The 23443-nt window shown below is 66.7% G+C and carries 22 protein-coding genes; 16 read left to right on the top strand and 6 right to left on the bottom strand.

Annotated features, from left to right (window positions below; all coding sequences use genetic code 11):
• Positions 1–191 precede the first annotated feature (191 nt).
• From RM96_RS12850 to RM96_RS12805, 10 genes are all read left to right on the top strand, one after another.
• The gene (locus RM96_RS12850; RefSeq protein WP_039010957.1) at positions 192–758 is read left to right on the top strand and encodes an RNA polymerase sigma factor; all 567 of its coding nucleotides are present in this window, start codon (positions 192–194) and stop codon (positions 756–758) included.
• On the top strand, positions 755–1189 hold the full coding sequence (locus tag RM96_RS12845) for a DUF3619 family protein (protein ID WP_039010956.1): 435 nt from the start codon (positions 755–757) through the stop codon (positions 1187–1189). The genes RM96_RS12850 and RM96_RS12845 overlap by 4 nt, the downstream gene beginning before the upstream one ends.
• Before the next feature lies 1 nt (position 1190).
• On the top strand, positions 1191–1946 hold the full coding sequence (locus RM96_RS12840; protein ID WP_039010954.1) for a DUF3106 domain-containing protein: 756 nt from the start codon (positions 1191–1193) through the stop codon (positions 1944–1946).
• 173 nt (positions 1947–2119) lie between these two features.
• Positions 2120–2656 carry an RDD family protein gene (locus RM96_RS12835; RefSeq protein ID WP_039010953.1) on the top strand — a complete coding sequence of 179 codons (537 nt, stop codon included), beginning with the start codon at positions 2120–2122 and terminating at the stop codon, positions 2654–2656.
• Positions 2653–3624: a lipase family alpha/beta hydrolase gene (locus RM96_RS12830; RefSeq protein ID WP_039010952.1), complete on the top strand. Its 972-nt coding sequence runs from the start codon at positions 2653–2655 to the stop codon at positions 3622–3624. The genes RM96_RS12835 and RM96_RS12830 overlap by 4 nt, the downstream gene beginning before the upstream one ends.
• A gap of 102 nt (positions 3625–3726) precedes the next feature.
• A complete protein-coding gene (locus tag RM96_RS12825; RefSeq protein WP_039010951.1) occupies positions 3727–4722 on the top strand; it encodes a UDP-2,3-diacylglucosamine diphosphatase in 996 nt (331 codons plus the stop codon).
• Between the two features lie 76 nt (positions 4723–4798).
• Positions 4799–5923, top strand: coding sequence for a glycosyltransferase family 4 protein (locus RM96_RS12820; RefSeq protein WP_039010950.1), 1125 nt, complete (start codon positions 4799–4801; stop codon positions 5921–5923).
• Positions 5853–6338 (top strand): diacylglycerol kinase, encoded by a 486-nt coding sequence (locus tag RM96_RS12815; protein ID WP_082016533.1) that lies wholly within the window; start codon positions 5853–5855, stop codon positions 6336–6338. Before RM96_RS12820 ends, RM96_RS12815 begins: the two co-directional genes overlap by 71 nt.
• Before the next feature lie 91 nt (positions 6339–6429).
• A complete protein-coding gene (locus RM96_RS12810; protein ID WP_039010949.1) occupies positions 6430–7128 on the top strand; it encodes a TetR/AcrR family transcriptional regulator in 699 nt (232 codons plus the stop codon).
• Positions 7125–7709 carry a TIGR00730 family Rossman fold protein gene (locus tag RM96_RS12805; RefSeq protein ID WP_039010947.1) on the top strand — a complete coding sequence of 195 codons (585 nt, stop codon included), beginning with the start codon at positions 7125–7127 and terminating at the stop codon, positions 7707–7709. Before RM96_RS12810 ends, RM96_RS12805 begins: the two co-directional genes overlap by 4 nt.
• Positions 7710–7730: 21 nt before the next feature.
• On the opposite strand, the gene RM96_RS12800 is transcribed toward RM96_RS12805, so the two are convergent.
• From RM96_RS12800 to RM96_RS12780, 5 genes are all read right to left on the bottom strand, one after another.
• Positions 7731–8327 (bottom strand): DUF924 family protein, encoded by a 597-nt coding sequence (locus RM96_RS12800; protein ID WP_039010946.1) that lies wholly within the window; start codon positions 8325–8327, stop codon positions 7731–7733.
• A 41-nt stretch (positions 8328–8368) separates the two neighbouring features.
• Complete coding sequence (locus RM96_RS12795; protein WP_443112253.1) at positions 8369–8794, bottom strand: group II truncated hemoglobin; 426 nt, start codon at positions 8792–8794, stop codon at positions 8369–8371.
• A gap of 20 nt (positions 8795–8814) precedes the next feature.
• On the bottom strand, positions 8815–11448 hold the full coding sequence (locus RM96_RS12790) for an ABC transporter permease (RefSeq protein WP_039010943.1): 2634 nt from the start codon (positions 11446–11448) through the stop codon (positions 8815–8817).
• A gap of 71 nt (positions 11449–11519) precedes the next feature.
• A complete protein-coding gene (locus RM96_RS12785) occupies positions 11520–12122 on the bottom strand; it encodes a DUF4126 domain-containing protein (RefSeq protein WP_039010942.1) in 603 nt (200 codons plus the stop codon).
• Between the two features lie 94 nt (positions 12123–12216).
• A complete protein-coding gene (locus RM96_RS12780; RefSeq protein ID WP_039010941.1) occupies positions 12217–13314 on the bottom strand; it encodes a substrate-binding domain-containing protein in 1098 nt (365 codons plus the stop codon).
• Between the two features lie 178 nt (positions 13315–13492).
• Between RM96_RS12780 and RM96_RS12775 the strand changes: the two genes are divergently transcribed.
• The gene (locus RM96_RS12775; RefSeq protein ID WP_238587251.1) at positions 13493–14281 is read left to right on the top strand and encodes a substrate-binding domain-containing protein; all 789 of its coding nucleotides are present in this window, start codon (positions 13493–13495) and stop codon (positions 14279–14281) included.
• A 359-nt stretch (positions 14282–14640) separates the two neighbouring features.
• Here RM96_RS12775 and RM96_RS12770 read toward each other — a convergent pair whose 3' ends face one another.
• The gene (locus RM96_RS12770) at positions 14641–15588 is read right to left on the bottom strand and encodes a LysR substrate-binding domain-containing protein (RefSeq protein ID WP_039010938.1); all 948 of its coding nucleotides are present in this window, start codon (positions 15586–15588) and stop codon (positions 14641–14643) included.
• A 230-nt stretch (positions 15589–15818) separates the two neighbouring features.
• On the opposite strand from RM96_RS12770, the gene xdhA reads away from it, so the two are divergent.
• The 5 genes from xdhA to guaD all read left to right on the top strand — a co-directional run bounded on the left by xdhA (position 15819) and on the right by guaD (position 23336).
• Positions 15819–17321, top strand: a complete 1503-nt coding sequence (gene xdhA, locus RM96_RS12765) for a xanthine dehydrogenase small subunit (protein ID WP_039010937.1) — start codon at positions 15819–15821, stop codon at positions 17319–17321.
• Between the two features lie 12 nt (positions 17322–17333).
• Positions 17334–19688, top strand: a complete 2355-nt coding sequence (gene xdhB / locus RM96_RS12760) for a xanthine dehydrogenase molybdopterin binding subunit (protein ID WP_039010935.1) — start codon at positions 17334–17336, stop codon at positions 19686–19688.
• A gap of 166 nt (positions 19689–19854) precedes the next feature.
• Complete coding sequence (gene xdhC / locus RM96_RS12755; protein WP_039010934.1) at positions 19855–20844, top strand: xanthine dehydrogenase accessory protein XdhC; 990 nt, start codon at positions 19855–19857, stop codon at positions 20842–20844.
• A gap of 49 nt (positions 20845–20893) precedes the next feature.
• Entirely contained in the window at positions 20894–21949 is a 1056-nt protein-coding gene (locus tag RM96_RS12750) for an adenosine deaminase (protein WP_039010933.1), read from the top strand.
• Between the two features lie 64 nt (positions 21950–22013).
• Positions 22014–23336 (top strand): guanine deaminase, encoded by a 1323-nt coding sequence (gene guaD / locus RM96_RS12745; RefSeq protein WP_039010931.1) that lies wholly within the window; start codon positions 22014–22016, stop codon positions 23334–23336.
• Positions 23337–23443 lie beyond the last annotated feature (107 nt).

Below are 23443 nucleotides of genomic sequence, written 5' to 3'. Positions count from 1 at the left end.
GCCATATGCGGTCTTCGTCGGCGCAAACCGGCATCCGGCAGCGCGGTCTTGGGGGCCTGCATGTATTCAGCAAAATACAGGAGTGGTCACGGGCACCTGTTTTTTGCTAGGATCGCACCATTTTGGACGTGCCGCAGGCCGTACGCAGCACATCCGTCAGCATTGAGCCTACGTCCCCGCATTTCGCCTGCATGGCCACCGATCAGGAACTCTCCGATTTTCTCGCCAGCGTCGAGCGGCGCGCCTTCAAGCAGGCCGTCTTTGCGGTACGTGACGACGAGGCAGCCCTGGACATCGTCCAGGACGCCATGATCAAGCTTGCTGAAAAGTATGGCGACAAGAGCGCCGCCGAGCTGCCTCCGCTGTTCCAGCGCATTCTCCAGAACACCATCCACGACTGGTTCCGCCGCCAGAAGGTCCGCAACACCTGGGTCTCGCTGTTTTCCAGCCTGCGCGACGACCGCGATGGCGACGATAATGACTTACTCGACACCCTGGAGGCGCAGGCCGGCTCGGAATCGGCCGAAAGCAGCGCCGACAAGGTGGAACGGGCCCAGGTCATGCATATCATCGAGCAGGAGATCCAGCGTCTGCCCACGCGTCAACGCGAAGCTTTCCTGATGCGTTACTGGGAGGATATGGACGTCGCCGAAACCGCCGCGGTCATGGGGTGCTCAGAAGGCAGCGTCAAGACGCATTGTTCCCGTGCCACGCACACACTGGCACAAGCCTTGCGCGCGCGGGGGATCCGACTATGAGCAGAAACGACAGAGAAATCCAGGAACGCCGCTTTGCCCACGAGATCCGGACAGCGCTAGACGCTGCCACGGACGAACTCCCGGCAGATCTGACCGACCGGCTTGCCGCCGCGCGCCGGATGGCGCTCGCACGCAAGAAGGCCGAAGCGCCCGTGCGCGTGCCGCAGCTGGCCATGCCGGGCGGGCACTCGCCGGTGTTCGAAGAAGACGAGGACACGCCACTGCACCGCGCCGGTGCGTGGCTGCGTCGTGGCGCCCTGGTCTGGACCCTGGTGGCGCTGGGTGCCGGCCTGATCGGCATCTACCACTGGCAGCAGCAAAAACGTGTCGAGGAACTGGCGGACATCGATGCCGCCATGCTGCTCGACGACCTCCCCCCCACGGCATACGCCGACCAGGGCTTCCACGTGTTCCTCAAGCGCGGGCAATAGCATGGCTCGCGCAACCACCTGCTCCGACGCACCGCGACGCCGGCTCGCCGCGCTGTTGCTGGCCGGCTTGGGTGCGGCCGCGCTCTGGTGCCTGATGCCGCCCGCCGCCCATGCGCAGGGGCCGGCATCGGCGTCGGCGCCGCAAGTCATCAACGCCCATCCCGCCTGGTCCGAGTTGAGTCCGGTGCACCAGCGCATCCTGGCGCCGCTCGAGCCGCTCTGGGACACGCTGCCGGAACTCAACCGCCGCAAATGGCTGCGCATCGCGGACCGGTATCCCAAGTTCTCGCCGGCCGAGCAGGCCCGGCTGCAGACGCGCATGGGCGAATGGGTAAAGCTGACGCCGCAGCAGCGCCGGCTGGCGCGCGAGAACTACCAGATCACCCGCTCCCTGCCGCCTGAAAAGAAGGCCGAGGCCTGGGACAAATACCAGCAATTGCCGGAAGAGCAGAAGAAGAATCTGGCAGCCGCCGAACGCGTGCCGCGCCGCCCCGGTGCGGTCAGCGCATTGCCCAGCGGCAAGCGCCTGCCCGGCGACACCACCCGGCAGCTGCGGCAGGAGAAGAAGCAGGCGCCGCTGGCAGGGGGCAAGTCCGCCTCGGAAAGCGCCGCGAAGGCTGTCAACACGACGGCACCGGCCAGCGGTCCCGCTGCGGCGCCAGTGGCACCTTCGCCCGCGAGCCCGCCCCCCGCAACGATCGAAGCAGGCTCAGAAGCCGCTGCCGCAACGCCGGCGGACGCTACTATCCGCCAATAGACCATCCTGCATTTGGCATAATGCCGACTCCGTGCAGGCTACGGGCGCGCTCCGCGCCGGTGGTCGCATCCAGCAGTTGCCGCCCGGCAGAACCGCGACCGAGCCGATAAGCCCGCGGCTCCCCGGACTGGCCTACACCGAAACGCCCGCAGAACGTTCCTCGCGCCCGCGCCATGCCCGCCGCCACTATCGACCCAGCACCTACCACCGCAGCTGTTGCCGCTGCCCCGCCGCTGCGGCGCCGCTTCACCTGCATGCTGTACGAAGGCGTGCTCCTGTTCGGTGTGCTCAGCGCATCGACGGCGGCCTATCTGCTCTTGCGCCCCTTCTTGCAGAAGACCGGCCTCGACAGCCCCGTCTCGATGCAGCTGTGGAGCTTCCTGATCCTCGGCTGCTATTTCACATGGTTCTGGCAGCGCAGTGGCCAGACCCTGGCAATGCAGACCTGGCGCATGCGCGTGGAAAACGCGCGGGGCATGCCGCCACGCTGGCCACAGGCGGCGCTGCGCTACCTGCTGGCGTGGCTCTGGCTGCCGCCCTCGGCCGCCGTGGGGCACGCGCTCGGGCTGGTTAAGGGGCCGTTCGTCGGCGTGCTGTGCGCCGGCCTGCTGATCTGGATCCTGCTGGCCCTGCTCGACCCTCGCCGGCAGTTCCTGCATGACCGGCTTGCGGGCACCCGACTGACCGATCTGCGCCAGCCCAAGCGATGAGCCTGAGCGCCGCCGGCATCCGCCGCATTGCGGTGGCCATGCAGGCGGCCACCGCATGCGGTATCGGCGCCGCGCTGGTGTGGCTGGCGGGCTGGGGCTGGGCCGCCGCGCTGGCGGCCGGCGTGCTGGTCGTCCTGGCGGGCCTGGGACTGGGCATCGCACAGGCCTTCGTGCTGACGAAGCGGGGCTTTGGCATCCGGCGCGCCGATCTTCCGCCGGCCGCTCCCTCCGATATTGCCGCCTGCCGCAGGCCATTGCGGGCACCCGAGGCGCTCGCCTGCTACCTCGCCGAATACGCGGCCGTGTTCCGCATGTTCAACTGGCTGCAGCCGTTCCTCTCTCACCGCCAATTCGCCGAAACCTCACCCGGCCGCAATGCTCCCACGGTGCTGCTGGTGCACGGCTACGCCTGCAACCATGCAGTCTGGCTCGACCTCCAGCCGGCGCTGGCGGCGGCGGGCTACCGCTGCGAGGCGATCGACCTGGAGCCGGTATTCGGCGGCATTGACGACTACGCGCCGGTGCTGCTGGACCGCATGCGCGCGATTGCCACCCAAACGGGGCGGCCGCCGTTGCTGGTCTGCCACAGCATGGGCGGGCTTGCCGCCCGCGCGGCGATGGTGCTGGGCGGCACCGATGAGATCTGCACCGGCGCCGTAACGCTGGGCAGTCCGCATCACGGCTGCGCCCTGGCGCGCTTTGGCACCGGGCGCAATGCCGAACAGATGCACTGCGGCAATGACTGGCTGGAAGCGCTCGCCGCCGCCGAATCGCCGCGGCTGCGCGGGCGCCTCGTCTCGATCTTCAGCTGGCACGACTCGATCTCGGGTCCGGCGTGCACGTCATGGCTGGACGGTGCGCATCACATAGCACTGACGGGCATCGGCCACGTCTCGCTGCTGCGCCACCCGCGCGCGGTAGCGGCAGTGCTGGAGGCACTGGATACGCTGTCGACCAGGGCCCGCTGACGCCGGGCAACCAGGCCCGGTTTCATATGTCATTCATGTTTCCGTCACGGTCCCGTCACGGCAGGCTGGCTGAATGCAGCCATCGCCGTTACCGGGGCCAACATGGTTCAAGCAATCCGATCTGCCCGCGGATATCTGTCGTGGGTCACGCACAGGCTGCGCAGAAGTCCTGACCCGACCTTCTCCGTGACCGCCGCGCTGGCGGCATTCATGCCCCCGGCCTCGGATCTAGAATCTCCCGCTGCCCGCCCGGCATCCCCCCCGGCCTCCGAAGCCGGCACGAGCTACCCGCCCGAACCGCACCTGATCCAGCGCTATCGGGCCATCTGGCTGTCGGACATCCATCTCGGCACGGCCGGATGCCAGGCCACCTACCTGCTCGACTTCCTCAAGCACAACGAATCGGACCAGCTCTACCTGGTCGGCGACATCATCGACGGCTGGCAGTTGCGCCGCGGCTGGTACTGGCCGCAGAGCCACAATGATGTCGTGCAGAAGCTGCTGCGCAAGGCCCGCAAGGGCACCGAAGTCATCTATGTGCCCGGCAACCATGACGAGGTGGCACGCCAGTTCGACGGCATGGCGTTCGGCGACATCACCGTGCGCGAGGACGCCGTCCACGTCACCGCCAGCGGGCGGCGCCTGTGGGTGGTGCACGGCGACCTGTTCGACGGCGTGGTGCAGCATGCCCGCTGGCTGGCCTACCTGGGCGATTCGCTGTACACGGTGATCCTGGCGATGAACCGGCACTTCAACCGCATCCGCGCGCGCCTTGGCTTTCCCTACTGGTCGCTGTCCCAGTACCTGAAGCACCAGGTCAAGAACGCGGTGAACTACATCAGCTCGTTCGAGCACGCGATGGTCGACGAAGCACGTCGCCGCGGTTGCGACGGCGTGGTCTGCGGGCATATCCACAAGGCCGAGATCCGCGACGTGGATGGCCAGCTCTACTGCAATGACGGCGACTGGGTCGAAAGCCTGTCGGCGCTGGTGGAAACCATGGAGGGCGAACTGAAGATCGTCTACTGGACCACCCTGCTCGACCCGCCCGAGCCCGCCGCGCGCAAGCGTCGGCGCGCAGCCGTCGTGGCCGGCTGACTACCGCTCCCCGCTCGCCACACGCTATTCCCGAACGTTCACTGCAAGCCACGCGGCCACGCCGCTAGGAGTCCGCATGAAGATCCTGATCGTCACCGATGCCTGGGAGCCGCAGGTCAACGGCGTGGTACGCACGCTCAAGTCAACCCGCCGCGAGCTCGAAGCGATGGGCCACACGGTCGACATGATCACGCCGCAGGAATTCCGCACCGTGCCGTGCCCGACCTACCCGGAGATACGGCTCTCGCTGATGCCCTCGGGCCGGGTGCGGCGGCGCATCCACGCGTTTGCCCCGGACGCCCTGCATATCGCCACCGAAGGCCCGCTCGGGCTGGCCGCACGCCGCTACGCCATGCAGCAGCAGATCCCGTTCACGACGGCCTATCACACGCGCTTTCCCGAGTACGTGCAGGCGCGCTTTGGCATGCCGCTGGCGTGGACCTACCGCTTCCTGCGCTGGTTCCACGGCCCTGCGCGCGCCGTGATGGCGCCGACGCCGGTCGTGCTCGACGACCTGCACCGCTACGGCATCACCCACGGGGTGCTGTGGACACGCGGGGTCGACCTGGACGTCTTCACCACGCAGCAGGCCAACGTCCTGAATACCGCACATCCAATCTACCTGTACGTGGGCCGGGTTGCCGTGGAAAAGAATGTCGAGGCCTTCCTCGCGCTCGACTTGCCGGGCTCGAAATGGGTGGTGGGCGACGGCCCGGCGCTGCCGGGCCTGCGGGCGCGCTATCCGGGGGTAAGCTACCTCGGTGTGCTGAGTCAGCCAGAATTGGCCAAGGTGTATGCTTCGGCGGATGTCTTCGTGTTTCCCAGCCGCACCGACACCTTCGGGCTGGTCCTGCTGGAAGCGCTGGCCAGCGGCTTGCCGGTGGCAGCCTACCCGGTGACGGGTCCGATCGATGTCCTGGGCGACAGCCCGGCCGGCGTGATGCACGAGGACTTGCGTGAAGCCTGCCTGGAGGCGCTGCGTATCGACCGCGCCACGGCCCGCGCCCATGCCGAGCGGTTCTCGTGGCGCGCCGCTTCCGAGCAGTTCCTGGCACACCTGCGCCCGCTCGCGGCACCCGGCAGCACGAGCAAGCCGGGCGGTGCGCCAACCCAACCTGCATCGCAAAGCCATGTCGAAACCACATCAGCCGCTGTCGTCAGACCCGCCGCTGCAGAGGCCGGCGCAACCCGTGCAGAGTAGCGACTATTCGGTCGACCAGAACCCGCACAAGGGCAACCGCGGGCTGGCGCGCGCCTGGCACGCCGGCATCAATTCCCTGTCCGGCCTGCGCTATGCGGTCCTCGAGGAAAGCGCGTTCCGGCAGGAGCTCACGCTGGTGGTCATCCTCACGCCGTGCGCCTTCCTGCTGCCGGTCAGCGTGGTCGAGCGGATCTTGCTGCTTGGCACATTGCTGGTCGTGCTGATGGTGGAACTGCTCAATTCGAGTGTCGAGGCCGCGATCGACCGCATCTCGCTGGAGCGCCACAGCCTGTCCAAGCGCGCCAAGGATTTCGGCAGCGCCGCCGTGATGCTGGCGCTGGTCCTGTGCGGCGGGACCTGGATTGCGATCGCCGGGCCACATGTGATGCGCTGGCTGCGGGCGCTGGCGGGCTGAGCGGGCCGCAGGCCAGGCGGCATGGGGCGGGCGGGGGACGATTGCTTATAATCGCTACCCTTGCCCCGATTTACCGATCGCCCGGACGCCCATGGAACCCAAACCGCAAACCGGCCCCCGCCGCACCAGGGACCGCATCCTCGACGTCTCGCTGCGCCTGTTCAACGAAGTCGGCGAACCGAACGTCACCACCACGACCATTGCGGAAGCGATGGAGATCAGCCCCGGCAATCTCTACTACCACTTCCGCAACAAGGACGACATCATCAACTCCATCTTCGTGCGCTTCGAGCAGGAGATGGAGCGCCGCCTGAAGCTGCCCGACGACCACAAGGCCACGCTGGACGAGAGCTGGGGCTACCTGCAGTACATGTCCGAGTTCCTGTGGAACTACCGTTTCCTGTATCGCGACATCAACGACCTGCTGGCGCGCAACCGCATGCTGGAAACCAACTTCAAGCGGATCGTCGAGCAGAAGAAGCGCTTTGCACTCGAGATCTGCCGCCAGTTCCAGGAAGACGGCGAGATGGAAGCCACGCCGGAGCAGGTCGAAGCGATCTGCACCAATATCGTGGTGATCGCCACCTACTGGCTGTCGTTCCAGTTCGTGCAGCATCCGCGCCAGTACAACGATCCCGAGCAGATCCGCGGGTACCTGCACGGGTCGAGCTACCACATCTTCTCGATCCTGGCGCCGTACCTGCGCGGCCGGGCACGGGAAGCGTTCGATCAGCTTGCCCGCGAATACGCGGCATCGAAGGCCGCAGAGGCCGGGAAGGAAAAGAAGTGAAATCCGTTTGCGTTTACTGTGGTTCCAGCCCGGGCAACCGGCCCGAATATGCCCAGGCCGCGCGTGCCCTGGGCAAGGCGCTGGTGGACAACGGCATGTCGCTGGTCTATGGCGGCGGCAAGGTCGGCCTGATGGGCGTGGTGGCAGATGCAGTGCTGGAGCACGGCGGCAAGGCCATCGGCATCATTCCCGAAGCGCTGATGCAGAAGGAAGTCGGCCACCGCGGGCTGACCGAACTGCACGTCGTGCGCAATATGCACGAGCGCAAGCAGATGATGGCGGACCTGGCTGAAGCCTTTATCGCCATGCCCGGTGGCGTCGGCACCTTCGAAGAGCTGTTCGAGACCTTCACCTGGCTGCAGCTGGGCTACCACGCCAAGCCGGTGGGCCTGCTCAACGTGGCCGGCTTCTATGACAGCATGCTGGGCTTTCTCTCGCACGCGGTGCAGGAAGGCTTCCTCAAGCAGGTGCATGCCGACCTGCTCCATGTGTCCGATACCGCCGAAGGCCTGCTCGGCAAGCTCGCCGCCGCGCCGCGCGTACGCGTGGACAAGTGGCAGGAAAGCCGCGAGCGGACCTGAGATCGGCTTGAGCCAGGCCGTCTAGAACGACGAGCCCGGCTCTTTCAGGAACGCCAGCTCGTCGGCGGTGCTCTGCCTGCCGAGCACCGCGTTCCGGTGCGGAAAGCGTCCGAACCGCTCGATGAGGGCGCGATGCTTTTCGGCCCACTCCACCACATCCACCACCCCGCCGCTGGCTTCACGCAGCAGCGTCGTCAGCCTGACGGATTCGTCCTGGTCGGCCAGCGCCTCCGAGTGCTCGAACGGCATGTAGCAGAACATGCGGTGGTAGTTCGTGGGCAGCGCGCGGTCCATGCCTGTGGCCACGATGCGCTTTGCCAGCGCCAGCGCCTGCTCGTCGCTGCCAAAGCTGCGCGGATCGTTGCGGAACATGTTGCGCGGGAACTGGTCCAGCAGCACCACGCGCGCGCAGGCGCCTTCGGGCGTGACCGACCAGTCGTCCGGTGCCCCGTCGCAGGCGACCTGCCAGTCGGACAGGAATCGCGTGCGGATCTGCGCATCGAAGGCATCCGACTTGGTGAACCATGCCGGGCGCTCGGTATTCCAGGCGGCCGAACCAGGCTGGTCGAACCAGAAATCAAGCACACGCAGGGCAGCTTCAGGCAGTTGGACGGTCATGGGTCGGGAAACCTTCCGGTGAAAAAAAACGCGGCGGCGCCTCAGCGCGCCACGTTGCGCATCCAGTCAGCAGTCTGGAAGAACGCCTGCATCAGGCGCAACTGCAGGTCTTCAGACAAGCCGACATCCTGCATCGCCAGTGCCATGCAGCGCATCCACTGGTCGCGCTCGCTGATGCCGATTTCGAACGGCATATGGCGCGCACGCAGGCGCGGGTGACCGAAGCGCTCGATGAAATGGTTGGGGCCGCCCAGCCAGCCGCACAGGAACCAGAACAGCTTGTCGCGCGAGCCGTCCAGCGATGCGGGATGCAACGCGCGCAGCCCGGCGAACTCAGTCTCCAGGTCCATCAGGTCGTAGAAACGGTCGACCAGTTCGCGCACGCGCGCCTCGCCACCGACCAGTTCGAAGGCGGTCACATCAGCGGCGTTGGTGTTATCAGTGGGTTCGGTACTCATAAGACACATGAATTCAATGGTGCGGCGGCTCAGACGTCACGCAGGGTGGTCAGCGCGGGCTGCCTCAGCACTTCGCGCAGGCCAAACCAGCCGCCCGCAAAAGCGCACAGCATGCCAGAAACCACGCCTACCGGCACGATCCACGCATTGAAGCGGTAGGGGAAGTCGAACACGTACTGCGACAGGCCCCAGCCCACGGCAATCGCGCCAAGGCTGGCCAGCAGCCCCGCCAGGCCGCCCACCACCAGGAACTCCGCATACTGCGTCTGCCTGACCAGCGCCGCCGACGCCCCTAGTGCCTTGAGCAGGCCGGCATCGCGCATGCGCTCGTCGCGTGCGCCGGACAGCGCTGCGTACAGCACCGTGACACCGGCCGCGAGCGTGAACACGAACAGGAATTCCACGGCGGCGATGACCTGGTCGACGATCTCCTGGATCTGGCGCAGGATCAGGTCGGTATTGACCACCGTGATGTTGGGAAAGGCCGCGGTCAGCCGGTTGCCCAGCGCCGCGCTGGCTGGCGGCAGATGGAACGAGGTGATGTAGGTTTCCGGCAGGCCTTGCATCGCGGAAGGCGGCAGGATCACGAAGAAGTTGACCCGCATCGAGCCCCAGTCGAGCTTGCGCAGCGAGGTGACCGGCGCCTGCACCGACTGCCCCGCCACATCGAAGCGCAGGGTATCGCCCAGCCGGATACCCAGCGTCTTGGCGATGCCCTCTTCCACCGATGCCCCCGCGTCCTTGCCGTTCATCCAGCGGCCAGCGATCACGCGGTTGCCCTCGGGCAGCTCGTCGGTATAGGAGAGATTGAATTCGCGCTCGACCAGGTTGCGTGCGCGGCCTTCCGTGAAGCTGTCGGCGCGGATAGCGCGCTTGCCGATATGCGTCAGCCGGCCGCGCACCATCGGGTAAAGCAGGTCGTGAATCCCGGCGCCAGCCAGCATGTTGCGCAGCGGCTCGCGCTGGTCCGGCTGGATATTGATGATGAAGCGATTGGGCGCATCCGCGGGCGTGGCGCTGCGCCACGAATCGACCAGGTCGTTGCGCGTCATGCCGAGCAGCAGCAGCGCCATCAGGCCCACCGCCAGCGCCACCGTCTGCAGCACCGTGACGGTGCGGCGGCGCTCCAGCACCGCCAGCGCAAAACGCCAGCCCACCGCCGTGCGCCCCGCCAGCCGCCCGCGCAGCACGCGCGACAGCAGCGTCAGCATGCCCAGCGCAAGCAGTGCGAACGCGGCGCCGGCCGCGACGAATCCACCAGCCGTGGTCAGCCCCAGCCGCAGGTCGCGTGCAGCCACCAGCAGCAGCGCGACGAAGGCGCCAAGACCCAGGGCGTAAGCCACCCATGCCGACACCGGCGGCAACCCGATATCCCGCCGCAGCACCCGCAGCGGCGCAATGCGCGTCAGCGCCAGCAATGGCGGCAGCGCAAACCCCGCCAGCAGCACCAGCCCGGCCAGCACCCCGACCAGCGCCGGCACCAGCGACGGCTGCGGCAACGACACCTTCAGCAGCCCGCCCAGCGAAAGCAGCAGGCCGTAATGCGCGAGGTAACCCAGCGCCACGCCCACCGCCGCGCCAGCCGTGCCCAGCAACAGGAATTCGATGCCGAAGGCCTGCAGGATCTGCCCGCGCGACAGGCCCATGCATTTGTAGACGGCGCAGGCGTCCGTATGGCGCTGCATATAGCGGCGCGCCGACATGGCGATGGCCACCGCCGCAATCATTGAAGACAGCACTGCCACCAGCGACAGGAAGCGCTCGGCGCGGTCCAGCGTGGCGCGCATCTGCGGCTGGCCGGATTCCAGCGATTCGATGCGCGTGTTGCGCAGTTTGCGGCGCTCGATTTCGTCCTTCGCCCATTTCAGGTATGCGGCGCCCGCGGCATCGGGCCCAGCCACCAGCAGGCGGTAGGTCACGCGGCTGCCCCAGCCGATCAGCCCGGTGCTGTCCAGGTCCGACAGCGGCAACAGCACGCGCGGAGCAAAGTTCATGAAGCCGGCGCCGCGGTCGAGCTCCTGCGTGATGATCCGTTCGATGCGGAACGTGCGGCTGCCCAGCTGGAGCGCCTCGCCCACGTGCACACCCAATGCGCTCAGCAACGCCTCGTCGACCCAGACCGTGCCCGTCGCGGGAATGCCGTCGGCAAACGCTTCGGGCGCGCCCGGCGCGCTGGCAACCTTGAGCTTGCCACGCAGGGGATAGCCCGGGCTGACCGCCTTCAGCGCGGCCAGCTGGCTGGGAGCTTCGCCATTCGCCGGCGCCGCCGCGCCGCGCGCGGTAGCCATGCTCGGGAAGGTCACCGTCTGCGCCACCGCCAGGCCCGACGCCGATGCATGCCGCGAAAATTCCGCGTCGAACGGCTGGTCGGATACCAGCAGCACGTCCGATGCAATCATCTGGCGCGCATCGCGCTCCAGCCCCAGGCGCATGCGGTCTGCCAGGAAGCCGACGCTCGCCAGCGCCGCCACCGCCAGCACCAGCGCGAACAGCAGCAGATTGAGCTCCCCGGCCAGCCAGTCGCGCCGCGCCATGCGCAGCGCCTGCCGCCAGGGCGAGAAGCGCAGCCCATCATGCGGCGTCTGCCGGTGGGCAGCAAGAGCAGGCGAAACGGCGCTCGTGTTGGGCTCGGAAGCGGGCTCAGAAGCGGACTCGGTTGGCATCGGTCGTCAGTCAGTGTTGTTTGCGGTCGGTGCCAGCACGTCCCTGGCGCTTGGGCGATGAAAGCGGGCGGTCAGAGCCGTCCGGGCCGGCTGTCCGGTTTGCTGCGCAGGGTGGCGCGCAGGCGTCGCACGCCACGCCAGAGCTTCGGCAGCAGCCAGGCGGCGACCAGCAGGAAAACGACGAGCAGGCCGAAGAAGACCACGGGCAGGAAGAATGCCAGCAGCAGGCTGCCGGTTGCCGTCACATCCTCAGTCAATGAGGCCACCCAGTTCGAAAACGGTTCCGGCGAGACATTGATCAGGGCGCGCGTGCCGGCCTTGGCGGCATGCGCGGTGCCGGCGAGCGTGCCGCCGATCAGTCCAGCCGCCACCATCCACTGCGGATCGAGCTGGCCAAATGCCGCTGCCGCCAGGATCGCCCCGGCAGGGATGCGTATGAAGGTATGGATGCTGTCCCAGACGGTATCGAAACCGGGAACCTTGTCGGCCACGAACTCGGCAACCGCCAGCACGGCCGCCACGCCGATCACCCACCACGACTCCAGCGACTGCAGGCCGTGCGGCAGCTCCAGCCAGCCCAGGCGCGCCAGCACGCCGGCCGCGAAAACGGCCAGGTAGAGGCGGAAGCCGCTGGCCCAGGACATGCCTGCGGCCAGCGCGGCGGTTTCCAGCATTGTGTTCCTTGCGAAGGGTTCCGGAATGGCGTCGGCGCCATGCAAGGAGTGTAATACGCCGGGCGGTGGGCGGCTGCCGGCCGCCCTCTTGGCGTCAGCTGCCTTCCTTGCCGTCGGGGCCGAACCACGGCAGGGCTTCCTGCGGCGTCAGCAGGCCCGCGGGCTCGGCCATGGTGTAGCCGGGCAAGGCCTCGATGCGGCGGGCGAAAGCCGGATCGGCCAGCAAGCCCAGCAGCCCTGCCATCCATCCCGCGGTCTGGTCATTCTTGCGCAGGGCCAGGTAATACGCCTCGCGCGTGAGCGGCACGAACGTCAGCCCGTGGGCCTCCGCATTCATGCGCAGCCCGAAGCCGACCTGCGCGCGGCCGGCATGAACCGCTTCGGCCACTTTCTCATTGCTGAATTCAGGATCGTCATAGCCGGCAATCTGGTCGGGATAGAGCCCTTGCGCAGCCAGCAACTGGTCGAACAGCATGCGCGTGCCCGAACTGCGCTGGCGGTTGACGAAGCGCGCCTGCGTGCGCACCAGGTCCTGCAGGTCATGGATCTCCCGTGCCAGTTCCGGCGCCACGATCAGACCCTGCTCGCGCCATGCCAGCCGCAGGAGCCGGACCGACGGCGGACGCAGCCACTTGCGCAGCGTCACGTGCGCGACCGAACCGGCAGTCTGGATCGGCGAGACGTAAAAACCGGCCAGCTCGGACTGCCTCTCCTGCAGGCAGATCAGGCCTTCCACGCTGCCGCAGAACACCGTGTCGAGCTGCAGCGAAGACGGCTGCTGCGCCAGCGCCCCCGCCAGGACTTCAACGGCCGGGTCGTGGCTGCCCGTGAAATGCACGCAGGTCTGCGGCAGGACGGCGTCGTCTAGGTCGGCAATGAATTCCGCCATGGCCTTCTGCACTACCGGGTCGATGGTCTCTCGCAGGCGCAGTTCCGCCCGCAGCAGCCGCTCGCCAAACCGCGTCAGCGAAGCGCCGCGGCCGCGCTCCATGTCCAGCATGTTGCGGCCAAGCATTTCCTCCCAGGCCCGCATCACGCCCCAGGCGTGGCGGTAGGACAGGCCGATCTCGCGTGCCGCGCGATGCAGGGAGCCGGTCTCCCGCACCGCCTTCAGCAGCTGGAAAACCTTGCCGTTGGCGCGCGGATTGTCATCGGCGGCAATCACCGGAAACAGGTCAAAGCGAAATGTCATATGTACCGCCTTGCATATTTACTTCCCTGATGTGACTCGACGACAATCTGATCACCCCGTTATTTACGTAATTTCCGGCATTCTCCACGATCACGGAAGAACGTGGCAATTATGTTTCTAAAAACATAATTCAAAGGAACCACAGATGCCCCTACCCCTGCTTCGCCTGATTCCGCGGATGGCCGCCGTCGCCTGCCTGATGATGTGGGCAACCACGCACGCCAGTGAACTGAAGATGGCCACCACGACCAGCACGGAGAACTCCGGCCTGCTGAAGTACTTGCTGCCGAAGTTCGAGCAGAAGTCCGGCGTGACCGTGAAAGTCATTGCGGTCGGCTCGGGCAAGGCCATGAAGATGGGCGAGATGGGCGACGTGGACGTGCTGCTGGTGCACGCCCGCAAGATGGAGGACGAATTCGTCGCGGCCGGCTACGGCGTCAATCGCCGCGACGTGATGTACAACGATTTCATCGTGGTCGGCCCGGCCAGCGATCCTGCCGGACTCAAGAGCAGCAAGGATGTCCTGGCCAGCTTCCGCAAGCTTGCCGGCAGCGGCAGCAAGTTCATCTCCCGCGGCGACAACTCGGGCACCGACATGATGGAGAAGGACTACTGGAAACAGGTCGGCATCGAGCCGAAGGGCCAGCCCTGGTATGTGAACGCGGGACTGGGCATGGGCGAGGTGCTGACGATGGCGGCGCAGATGCCGGCCTACACACTGTCCGACCGCGCCACCTACGGCGCCTACCGCGCCAAGACCGGCTTGGCGATCGCCGTGCAGGGCGACCCGAAGATGTTCAATCCCTACGGGATCATCGCCGTCAATCCTGCAAAGCACCCCGGCACCAACTATGCGGATGCGATGAAGCTGGTGGAATGGATTACGTCGAAGGAAGGCCAGGACGCCATCGCCGGCTACAAGGTCGAGGGTGAGCAGCTGTTTTTCCCGGACTACAAGGGGAAATAAATAGATTCTTCGCTGGTTTGTGGGGTTGGGGTTTTGGAGGGGCGGTTGCCGATAAACCTGAGGGTAGTGGCTGCGGTTGGGCGCTGTCGAGGGTCGACGGCCTCAGGTTTCGCCCCTGAAGGGGCGCCGGCTACGCCGGCGAAACAGCAGAGCATCCAAGAACCCCGAACCGCGATCCAGCGAAGAGCCAAATAAAACGGCTAGTCCGCGCCCGGCGGCCCCAAAACCGCGGCAATAAACGACGATTTCGCGGCTCGGTAGGCGGGATACGCTGGAACCCCCGCTCCACCGCGCCGGAGTCAACGGAAGGCGCGGCGAGCCTGAACCGCGTTCCGGTTTCGCTTTCCATTTCCGCCCTGTCAGCCCGCCGCTGCTTCCAGCCGCGGCAACTGCGGCAGGTCTGTCGCCACCTCGGCGATCATCCTGCGCATCCACATCACATCAGGCGCAGCATGGCAGCGCTCATGCCAGAGCTGGTAGAACCGCATGCGCGGGAAGGCCACCGGCGAGGCCACCATCCGGATCGGCAGGTATTGCGCATAGTGCGCCGCGAACTGGCGGCCTGTCGTGAAGACCATGTCCGTCTTCATCAGTACATACGGCACCAGCCCGAAATACGGCAGCGTCACCTGGATATTGCGCTTGTAGCCCTGCTCCGCCAGCGCCTGGTCGATCATGCTGCGCTGCATCGAGGCATACGGCGCAGGTGCCAGATGCGGCATCTCCAGATAGTGCTTGAGCGTCAGTCCCTTGCGCGCCAGCGGGTGCTGGGCGCCGAGCATGCAGACCACCTCGTCGTCGAACAGCGGCGAGATATGCAGATGCTCCGGCGGGGAAAGCCAGTTGCCCACCACGATGTCCAGCTGCCCCTGTTCCAGGTCCTCGAGAAAGTCGCTCGACGAGGTCATCGGATGCACGAACAGCTTGGCGCCCGGCGCCAGGCGGCGCACGCGCTCGACGATGTTTGGCAGGAAAAAGGCGTCCAGGTAGTCAGGCGCGCCCAGATGGAAGGTGCGGGTCGTCGTGGCCGGATCGAACTGCTGGGGCGGGCGGGCGATGCGGTCCATCGCCGCCAGGCTCTGCTCGGCCAGCGCCAGCAGTTCGCGCCCCCGCTCGGTGGGCACCATGCCGTTTTTGCCCCGCACCAAAATGGCATCGCCGGTGATCTCCCGCAGCCGCTTTAGCGTGTTGCTGATGGCCGGCTGGGACTGGCCCAGGCGCACGGCAGTACGGGTCACGCTCTGCTCGGTCAGCAGGGTGTGAAGCACCCGCAGCAAATAAGTATCGAGATGGTCGCGTCCGTGCATGGCGATGGGAGTCCTTCCGGCCGGGGCTGGATGGGTGGCGTGGGGGATGGGAACGGCGCATAGTGTATGTCACGCACCCCGTAATCGGTCAAATCCGGCCACGCCCTGTCCACTTGCCGGCCATTTGCCGCCCAACCGGCGTGCCTGCTGATGGGGCATATCACCTGGGCCGAATATTGCATGAATGGCGCCAATGCTATGTTTCCTCCATCACAGAAAGAGAGAAGACCATGGAGACGCAAACCATCCGCTTTTTCCACCGCGGCCAGGTCCAGGAAGTATCCGACGCCCCCGTTACCCGCACCGTGCTGCAGTACCTGCGTGAAGACGCGCGTTGCACGGGCACCAAGGAAGGTTGCGCCGAAGGCGACTGCGGCGCCTGCACCGTCGTGATCGGCGAGCTGCAGGACGGCGGCGATGTCGAATTCAAGGCTGTCAATTCCTGCATCCAGTTCCTGCCCACGCTCGACGGCAAGGCCCTGATCACGGTCGAGGACCTGCGCCAGGCCGACGGCACCCTGCACCCCGTGCAGGAAGCCATGGTCGAGTGCCACGGCTCGCAATGCGGATTCTGCACCCCCGGCTTCGTGATGTCGCTGTGGGCGCTGTACCAGCAATACACGCCGGGCAGCGAAGCGCCCTCGCGCACGACCATCTGCGACGCCCTGACCGGCAACCTGTGCCGCTGCACCGGCTACCGGCCGATCATCGATGCCGGCGAGCGCATGATGGCCCTGCCCGCCCCGCACGCAAGCAAGCTCAATCCGAAGCAGATCGCCGACACGCTGCGCAACCTCAAGCGCGGCGAGACCTTCCGCTACAGCGCGCAAGGCCAGAACTTCTATGCCCCGCGCACGGCCTCCGAATTCGGCGCCATCAAGGCCGCCGAGCCTGGCATCCGCATCCTGGCGGGCAGCACCGACGTCGGCCTGTGGGTCACCAAGCAGTTCCGCGAACTGGGCAACCTGCTTTACGTGGGCCAGGTGGAAGACCTGCAAACCATCGAGGAACGCGACGGCATGACCGAGATCGGTGCCGGCGTGACGCTCGAGAAGGCCTACGCCGCGTTGAACGCCGTGCATCCCGAGCTCGAAGAAATGTGGAAACGCTTCGCCTCGCTGCCGATCCGCAACGCCGGCACGCTGGGCGGCAATATCGCCAACGGCTCGCCGATCGGCGACTCGATGCCGGCCCTGATCGCCCTCGGTGCCGAAGTCGTGCTGCAGCATGGCGGTACGCGCCGCACGATGCCACTGGAAGACCTCTACCTGGCCTACCAGAAGACCGCCATGCAGGAAGGCGAATTCGTCGCGGCCCTGCGCGTGCCGGTGGCCGGCCCGCAGCACTTCAGGACCTACAAGCTGTCAAAACGCTTTGACGAGGACATTTCCGCCGTGTGCGCTGCATTTGGCATTACCGTCGAAAACGGCGTGGTCACGCAGGCACGCATCGCCTTCGGCGGCATGGCCGCCACGCCCAAGCGCGCTGCCGCGACGGAAGCGGCACTGACCGGCCAGCCCTGGAACGAAGCGACCGCGCGTGCCGGCATGGCCGCGCTGGCACAGGACTACACGCCGCTTTCCGACATGCGTGCAACCGCCTCGTACCGCACCCGCGGCGCCGCCAACCTGCTGTACCGCTTCTGGCTGGAGACGCGCGCCGATGCGCTCCCTGCAGCCTCCGTCAACGTCCGCGCCATCGGCGCCGGCACCACTGCAACCGTCACGGCCTGAGGAGAGATCGGCATGAACAAGCAAACCGAACCCTTCCTGCTCGACGCCAGCGTTGCCGCCGAGTCCACCCCGCAGGTGGGCATCTCGCGTCCTCACGAATCGGCGCACCTGCATGTGGCGGGCACGGCGACCTATACGGACGACATCCCCGAACTGGCCGGCACGCTGCACGCCGCGCTCGGCATGAGCACGCGCGCCCACGCCCGCATCAAGTCCATCTCGCTCGACAAGGTGCGCGCCGCGCCCGGCGTGGTGTCGGTGCTGACGGTGGACGATATCCCCGGCACCAATGACTGCGGCCCGATCATCCACGACGACCCGATCCTGGCGCGCGACGTGGTGCAGTTCATCGGCCAGCCGGTCTTCATCGTGGTGGCCACCTCGCACGACGCGGCACGCCGCGCCGCATGTCTGGGCGTCATCGACTATGAGGACCTGCCGCCGGTGCTGTCGCCCGAAGCCGCGCACCAGGCCGGCAGCTATGTGCTGCCGCCGATGCACCTCAAGCGCGGCGACGCCGTGCAGCACATCTCCGCCGCCGCGCACCAGGATGCCGGCAAGATCCGCCTTGGCGGACAGGAACAGTTCTACCTGGAAGGCCAGATCTCGTACGCCGCGCCGCGCGAGAACGACGGCATGCATGTGTGGTGCTCGACCCAGCACCCTACAGAAATGCAGCACGCCGTGTCCCACATGCTCGGCTGGCATGCGCACCAGGTGCTGGTCGAATGCCGCCGCATGGGCGGCGGCTTCGGCGGCAAGGAATCGCAGTCGGCGCTGTTCGCGTGCTGCGCCGCGCTGGCGGCGTGGAAGCTGATGTGCCCCGTCAAGCTGCGTCCGGACCGCGACGACGACATGATGATCACCGGCAAGCGCCATGACTTCGTGTTCGGCTATAAAGTCGGCCATGACGATGCAGGGCACATCGAAGGCGTGAAGGTCGAGATGGTGTCGCGCGCCGGCTTCTCGGCCGACCTGTCCGGCCCGGTGATGACCCGTGCCATCTGCCACTTCGACAACGCCTACTGGCTGCCGAACGTGCAGATCGACGGCTACTGCGGCAAGACCAATACGCAGAGCAACACCGCCTTCCGCGGCTTCGGCGGCCCGCAGGGCGCATTCGCGATCGAGTACATCCTCGACGACGTAGCGCGCAACGTCGGCAAGGATTCGCTGGAAGTGCGCCGTGCCAACTTCTATGGCAAGGGCGAGAACAACGTCACGCCTTACGGCCAGACCGTGGAAGACAACGTCATCCACGAACTGATCGATGAGCTGGTGGCCACCAGCGAATACCGCGCCCGCCGCGAGGCCACGCGCGCCTTCAATGCGACCAGCCCGGTCCTGAAGAAGGGCATCGCGATCACGCCGGTGAAGTTCGGCATCTCGTTCAACGTTGCCCACTTCAACCAGGCCGGTGCGCTGGTGCATGTCTACAACGACGGCTCGGTGCTGGTGAACCACGGCGGCACCGAGATGGGCCAGGGCCTGAACACCAAGGTGGCAATGGTGGTGGCGCATGAACTGGGCATCCGCCTGGAACGCGTGCGCGTGACCGCTACCGATACCAGCAAGGTGGCCAACACGTCCGCCACGGCAGCCTCGACCGGCGCCGACCTGAACGGCAAGGCCGCGCAGGACGCCGCCCGCCAGATCCGCGAGCGCCTAACCGCCTTTGCCGCACGCAAGGCAGGCGTCGAACCGGAAGACGTGCGCCTCAATGATGACCTGGTCGTCGCAGGCGAGCTGCGCCTCTCGTTCGGAGACCTGGCGCGCGAAGCCTATGTGGCGCGCGTGCAGCTGTGGTCGGACGGTTTCTACACCACGCCGAAGCTGCACTGGGACCAGAGCAAGCTGCATGGCCGTCCGTTCTACTACTTCGCGTACGGTGCGGCATGCTCGGAAGTGCTGGTCGATACGCTGACCGGCGAATGGAAGCTGCTGCGCGCCGACGCCCTGCACGATGCCGGCCGCTCCCTGAACCCGGCGATCGACATCGGCCAGGTGGAAGGTGCGTTCATCCAGGGCATGGGCTGGCTGACGACGGAAGAACTGTGGTGGAACCAGGACGGCAAGCTGATGACGCACGCGCCTTCCACCTACAAGATCCCGACGATCAACGACTGCCCCGAGGAATTCAACGTCCGGCTGTTCCAGAACCAGAACGTGGAAGACAGCATTCACCGCTCCAAGGCAGTGGGCGAGCCGCCGCTGCTGCTGCCGTTCTCCGTGTTCTTCGCCATCCGCGATGCGGTGGCAGCCATCGGCGACTACAAGGTGAACCCGCCGCTGAGCGCCCCCGCGACCAGCGAGGCGATCCTGAACGCGGCGGATGCCGTGCGCGAAGCCATCGCGCAAGCGGCCTGATGCGTCGCGCCTGCTGACGCCTCCGGACTTTCCCCCCTCGACCGTCCATCGTGGCGGCCGGGGGGCCGGAGGCAGAGGCAGGCGCGCGCTCCACGCCCGGAACACAAAGCAGCAAGAAGAACAACTACACCTGCACCAGACAGCACCCAGACCAAGGCCCCCGATCATGCAGGACGCTCCACTCAAACCCTTCCGCTTCGCCGACGCCGCACGCATGGTGCGCACCGGCGTGCCGGTGGCGATGGTCACCATCGTCGAAGTCAAGGGCTCCGCGCCACGCGAGCCGGGCATCCGCATGCTGGTCAGCGCCAACGACCTGGTCGGCACCATCGGTGGCGGCCATCTGGAATGGCGCGGCATGGACATTGCCCGCGACATGCTGACTACCGGTGAGCAGCGGCGCATCGAACGCATTCCGCTCGGGCCAGCGCTGGGCCAGTGCTGTGGCGGCGTGGTGCAGCTGGCATTCGAAGTGCTGGGCACGGCCGACCTCGCCTGGCTCGATGCGATCGAGACGGCCTTTGCCGCGGGCAAGCCCGTGCAGCGCCACGTGCCGGCATCGGGCCCGGTGACTTACTCGGCCAGCCGCGCCGTGGTGCCCGGCGTGACGCTGGAGTCCGATGGCACATGGGCCGACACCCTGGTGCCCGACGAAATGCACGTGGTGCTGTTCGGCGCCGGCCACGTGGGCCACGCGCTGGTCAAGGTGCTTGCCACCCTGCCATGCCGCGTGCACTGGGTCGACGAGCGCGACACGCTGTTCCCGGGCGGCCTGCCCGACAACGTCGAGGCCGAAGCCAGCGACACGCCGGAGGCGGTGGTCGCGCAGGCGCCGGCCGGCAGCTACTTCCTGGTCATGACGCACAGCCATGCGCTCGACCAGACCTTGTGCGAGGAGATTTTCAGGCGCACGGACTTCGCTTACTTCGGCCTGATCGGCTCGAAGACCAAGCGCGCGCGCTTTGAACACCGCATGGCCGAGCACGGCATCGACCCGGCCCGGTTTGCAGAAATGACATGCCCGATGGGGGTTCCAGGGATCACGGACAAGGCTCCGGCTATGATTGCGGTTGCGATCGTCGCCCAGATGCTCCAGGTCCGCGACCAGCGCCTTGCCGCGCTGAACGCGAGCCTGGCGGAGGCGGCGCATCCTTAACCCGAATAGCCCTCGGCAAGCGCCGACAAGACCCCATACGAGGCCCCACATGACCATCGACGCCGCGCTGGCGGACAAGATCCGCCGTACCCCGAAGGCCGAGTTGCACGTGCATATCGAAGGCACGCTCGAACCGGAACTGATCTTCCGGCTGGCCCAGCGCAACCAGGTCCAGCTTCCCTACCCAAGCGTCGAAGCCCTGCGCGCCGCCTACGCGTTCACCGACCTGCAGTCCTTCCTCGATATCTACTACGCAGGCGCCAGCGTGCTGCTGACCGAAGAGGATTTCTTCGACATGACGATGGACTACGTCAAGCGCGCCGTCGCCGACAACGTCCGCCACGCCGAGATCTTCTTCGACCCGCAGACGCATACCGCGCGCGGCGTGCCGATCGGCGTGGTGATCGACGGCATTGCCGACGCCCTGGCCCAGGCACGTACCGAGTACGATTTTTCGAGCAGCCTGATCCTCTGCTTCCTGCGCCATCTTTCCGAGGAAGACGCGTTCGCCACGCTCGAAGCGGCGCTGCCATATCGCGACCGCTTCGTCGGTGTCGGTCTGGACTCGTCCGAGCAGGGCAATCCTCCGGAGAAGTTCGCGCGCGTGTTTGCCCGCGCCCGCGAGCTGGGCCTGCACCTGGTGGCGCACGCCGGCGAGGAAGGCCCGGCACAGTACGTCACGGATGCGCTGGATATCCTCAATGTCGAACGCATCGACCATGGCGTGCGCGCCGTCGAAGACGCCGCGCTCATCGAGCGGCTCGCCAGCGAACGCGTGGCGCTGACGGTGTGCCCGCTGTCGAACCAGAAGCTCAAGGTCTATCCCGACCTGCGCGACCACCCGCTCAAGCGCATGCTCGATGCGGGCGTCATGATCACGCTGCACTCGGACGACCCGGCCTACTTTGGCGGCTACATGAACGCCAACTGGGAGGCCACGTTCGAAGCGCTGCCGCTCGACGCGGCCGATGCCCACAAGCTGGCGCGCAACAGCTTTGAAGCGGCCTTCCTGCCCCCGATGCAGAAGGCCGAGTTCCTGGCGGAAGTCGACCATTTCTGGTCCGCTCCGCCCACTTCCCCGCCCGCGACGGCTCCTGCAGCCTGAGCGCGGCACATACCAAGAGCCCGGCCTGCCGCCTGCGCGCGGCGCCGGCCTTATGAGACAAGCCATGACGACCACTCCCCCGACTCCGTCCCTCTCTCGTGCGATCCGCGGCCGCGTGCTGCATTTCCTGCGCGATCCGCAGTTCCATGAGGACGCCTATCAGTATTGGGAGGATGGTCTGCTGATCGTCACGGCCGGCCGCATCGTGGCTGCCGGTGACTACACGCAGCTGGCTGCTCGCATTCCCGCCGGCGCGGAAGTGATCGACCACCGCGGCAAGCTGATCGTGCCGGGCTTTATCGATACCCATGTGCACTACCCGCAGACCGACATTATTGCGTCGCCGTCGCCCGGCCTGCTGCACTGGCTCGACACCTACACCTTCCCTGAAGAGCGCCGTTTTGCCGAGCCCGAGTACGCGCGCGCCGTAGCCGGCTTTTTCACCGACGAACTGCTGCGCAACGGCACCACCAGCGCGGTGGTCTGGAGCACGGTGCACAAGGCTTCTGCCGAAGCACTCTTTGCCGAGAGCGAGCAGCGCAACCTGCGCATGATCACCGGCAAGGTGATGATGGACCGCAACTGCCCCGAGTTCCTGCGCGATACCGCCGAGACCGGCGCGCGCGATTCGGCCGACCTGCTGTCGCGCTGGCATAACAAGGGCCGCCTGGCCTACGCCATCACGCCGCGCTTTGCCCCGACCTCGACGGAAGCCCAGCTCGCCGCCTGCGGCGAACTGGCGCGCGCCTACCCGGACGCCTTCATCCAGACCCACGTGGCCGAGAACCGCGACGAGGTGAAATGGGTGGCCGAGCTGTTCCCGGATGCCCGCAGCTACCTCGACGTGTACGACCGCTACGGCCTGCTGCGCCCGGGCGCGTTCTACGGCCACGCCATCTACCTGGATCAGGACGACCGCCGCCGCCTGTCCGACAGCGGCGCCGCCGTGGCACACTGCCCGACCTCGAACCTGTTCCTCGGCAGCGGCTTCTATGACTTCCACCAGTCCGACGCCAACCGCCTGAACGTGACCCTGGCCACCGACGTGGGCGGCGGCACTTCGTTCTCGATGTTCCGCACCATGAACGCAGCCCACAAGGTGGCGCGCATGGGCGGCTACCACCTGACGGCCCTGCGCATGTTCTACCTGGCCACCCGCGCCGCCGCCGATGCCCTGGGCTGGGCCGATCGCATCGGCAGCTTCAGCGAAGGCTGCGAGGCCGACTTCATCGTGCTGGATCCGCAGGCCACGCCGCTGATCGCCCGCCGCAGCGGCCGCTCGGAAACGCTGGAAGAGCAGTTGTTCGCCTTCGCCATGCTGGGTGACGACCGCGTGATCGACAGCGTCTATGTGATGGGTGAGGCTGCCCACGTGCCGGCCCTCTGATCCACCCGCCACTCGGCCTGCCGGCAATACCCGGCAGGCGGCCAATACCCGGGACTGTCACCGGCTGGCTTGATGATGATCAAGATCACCCCGGACAAAGCCTTCTA

The organism is Cupriavidus sp. IDO (assembly GCF_000812465.1).
Classification (GTDB): domain Bacteria; phylum Pseudomonadota; class Gammaproteobacteria; order Burkholderiales; family Burkholderiaceae; genus Cupriavidus.
Note: the sequence above shows the minus strand (reverse complement) of the source record. Positions and strands in the feature narration are given on the sequence as shown.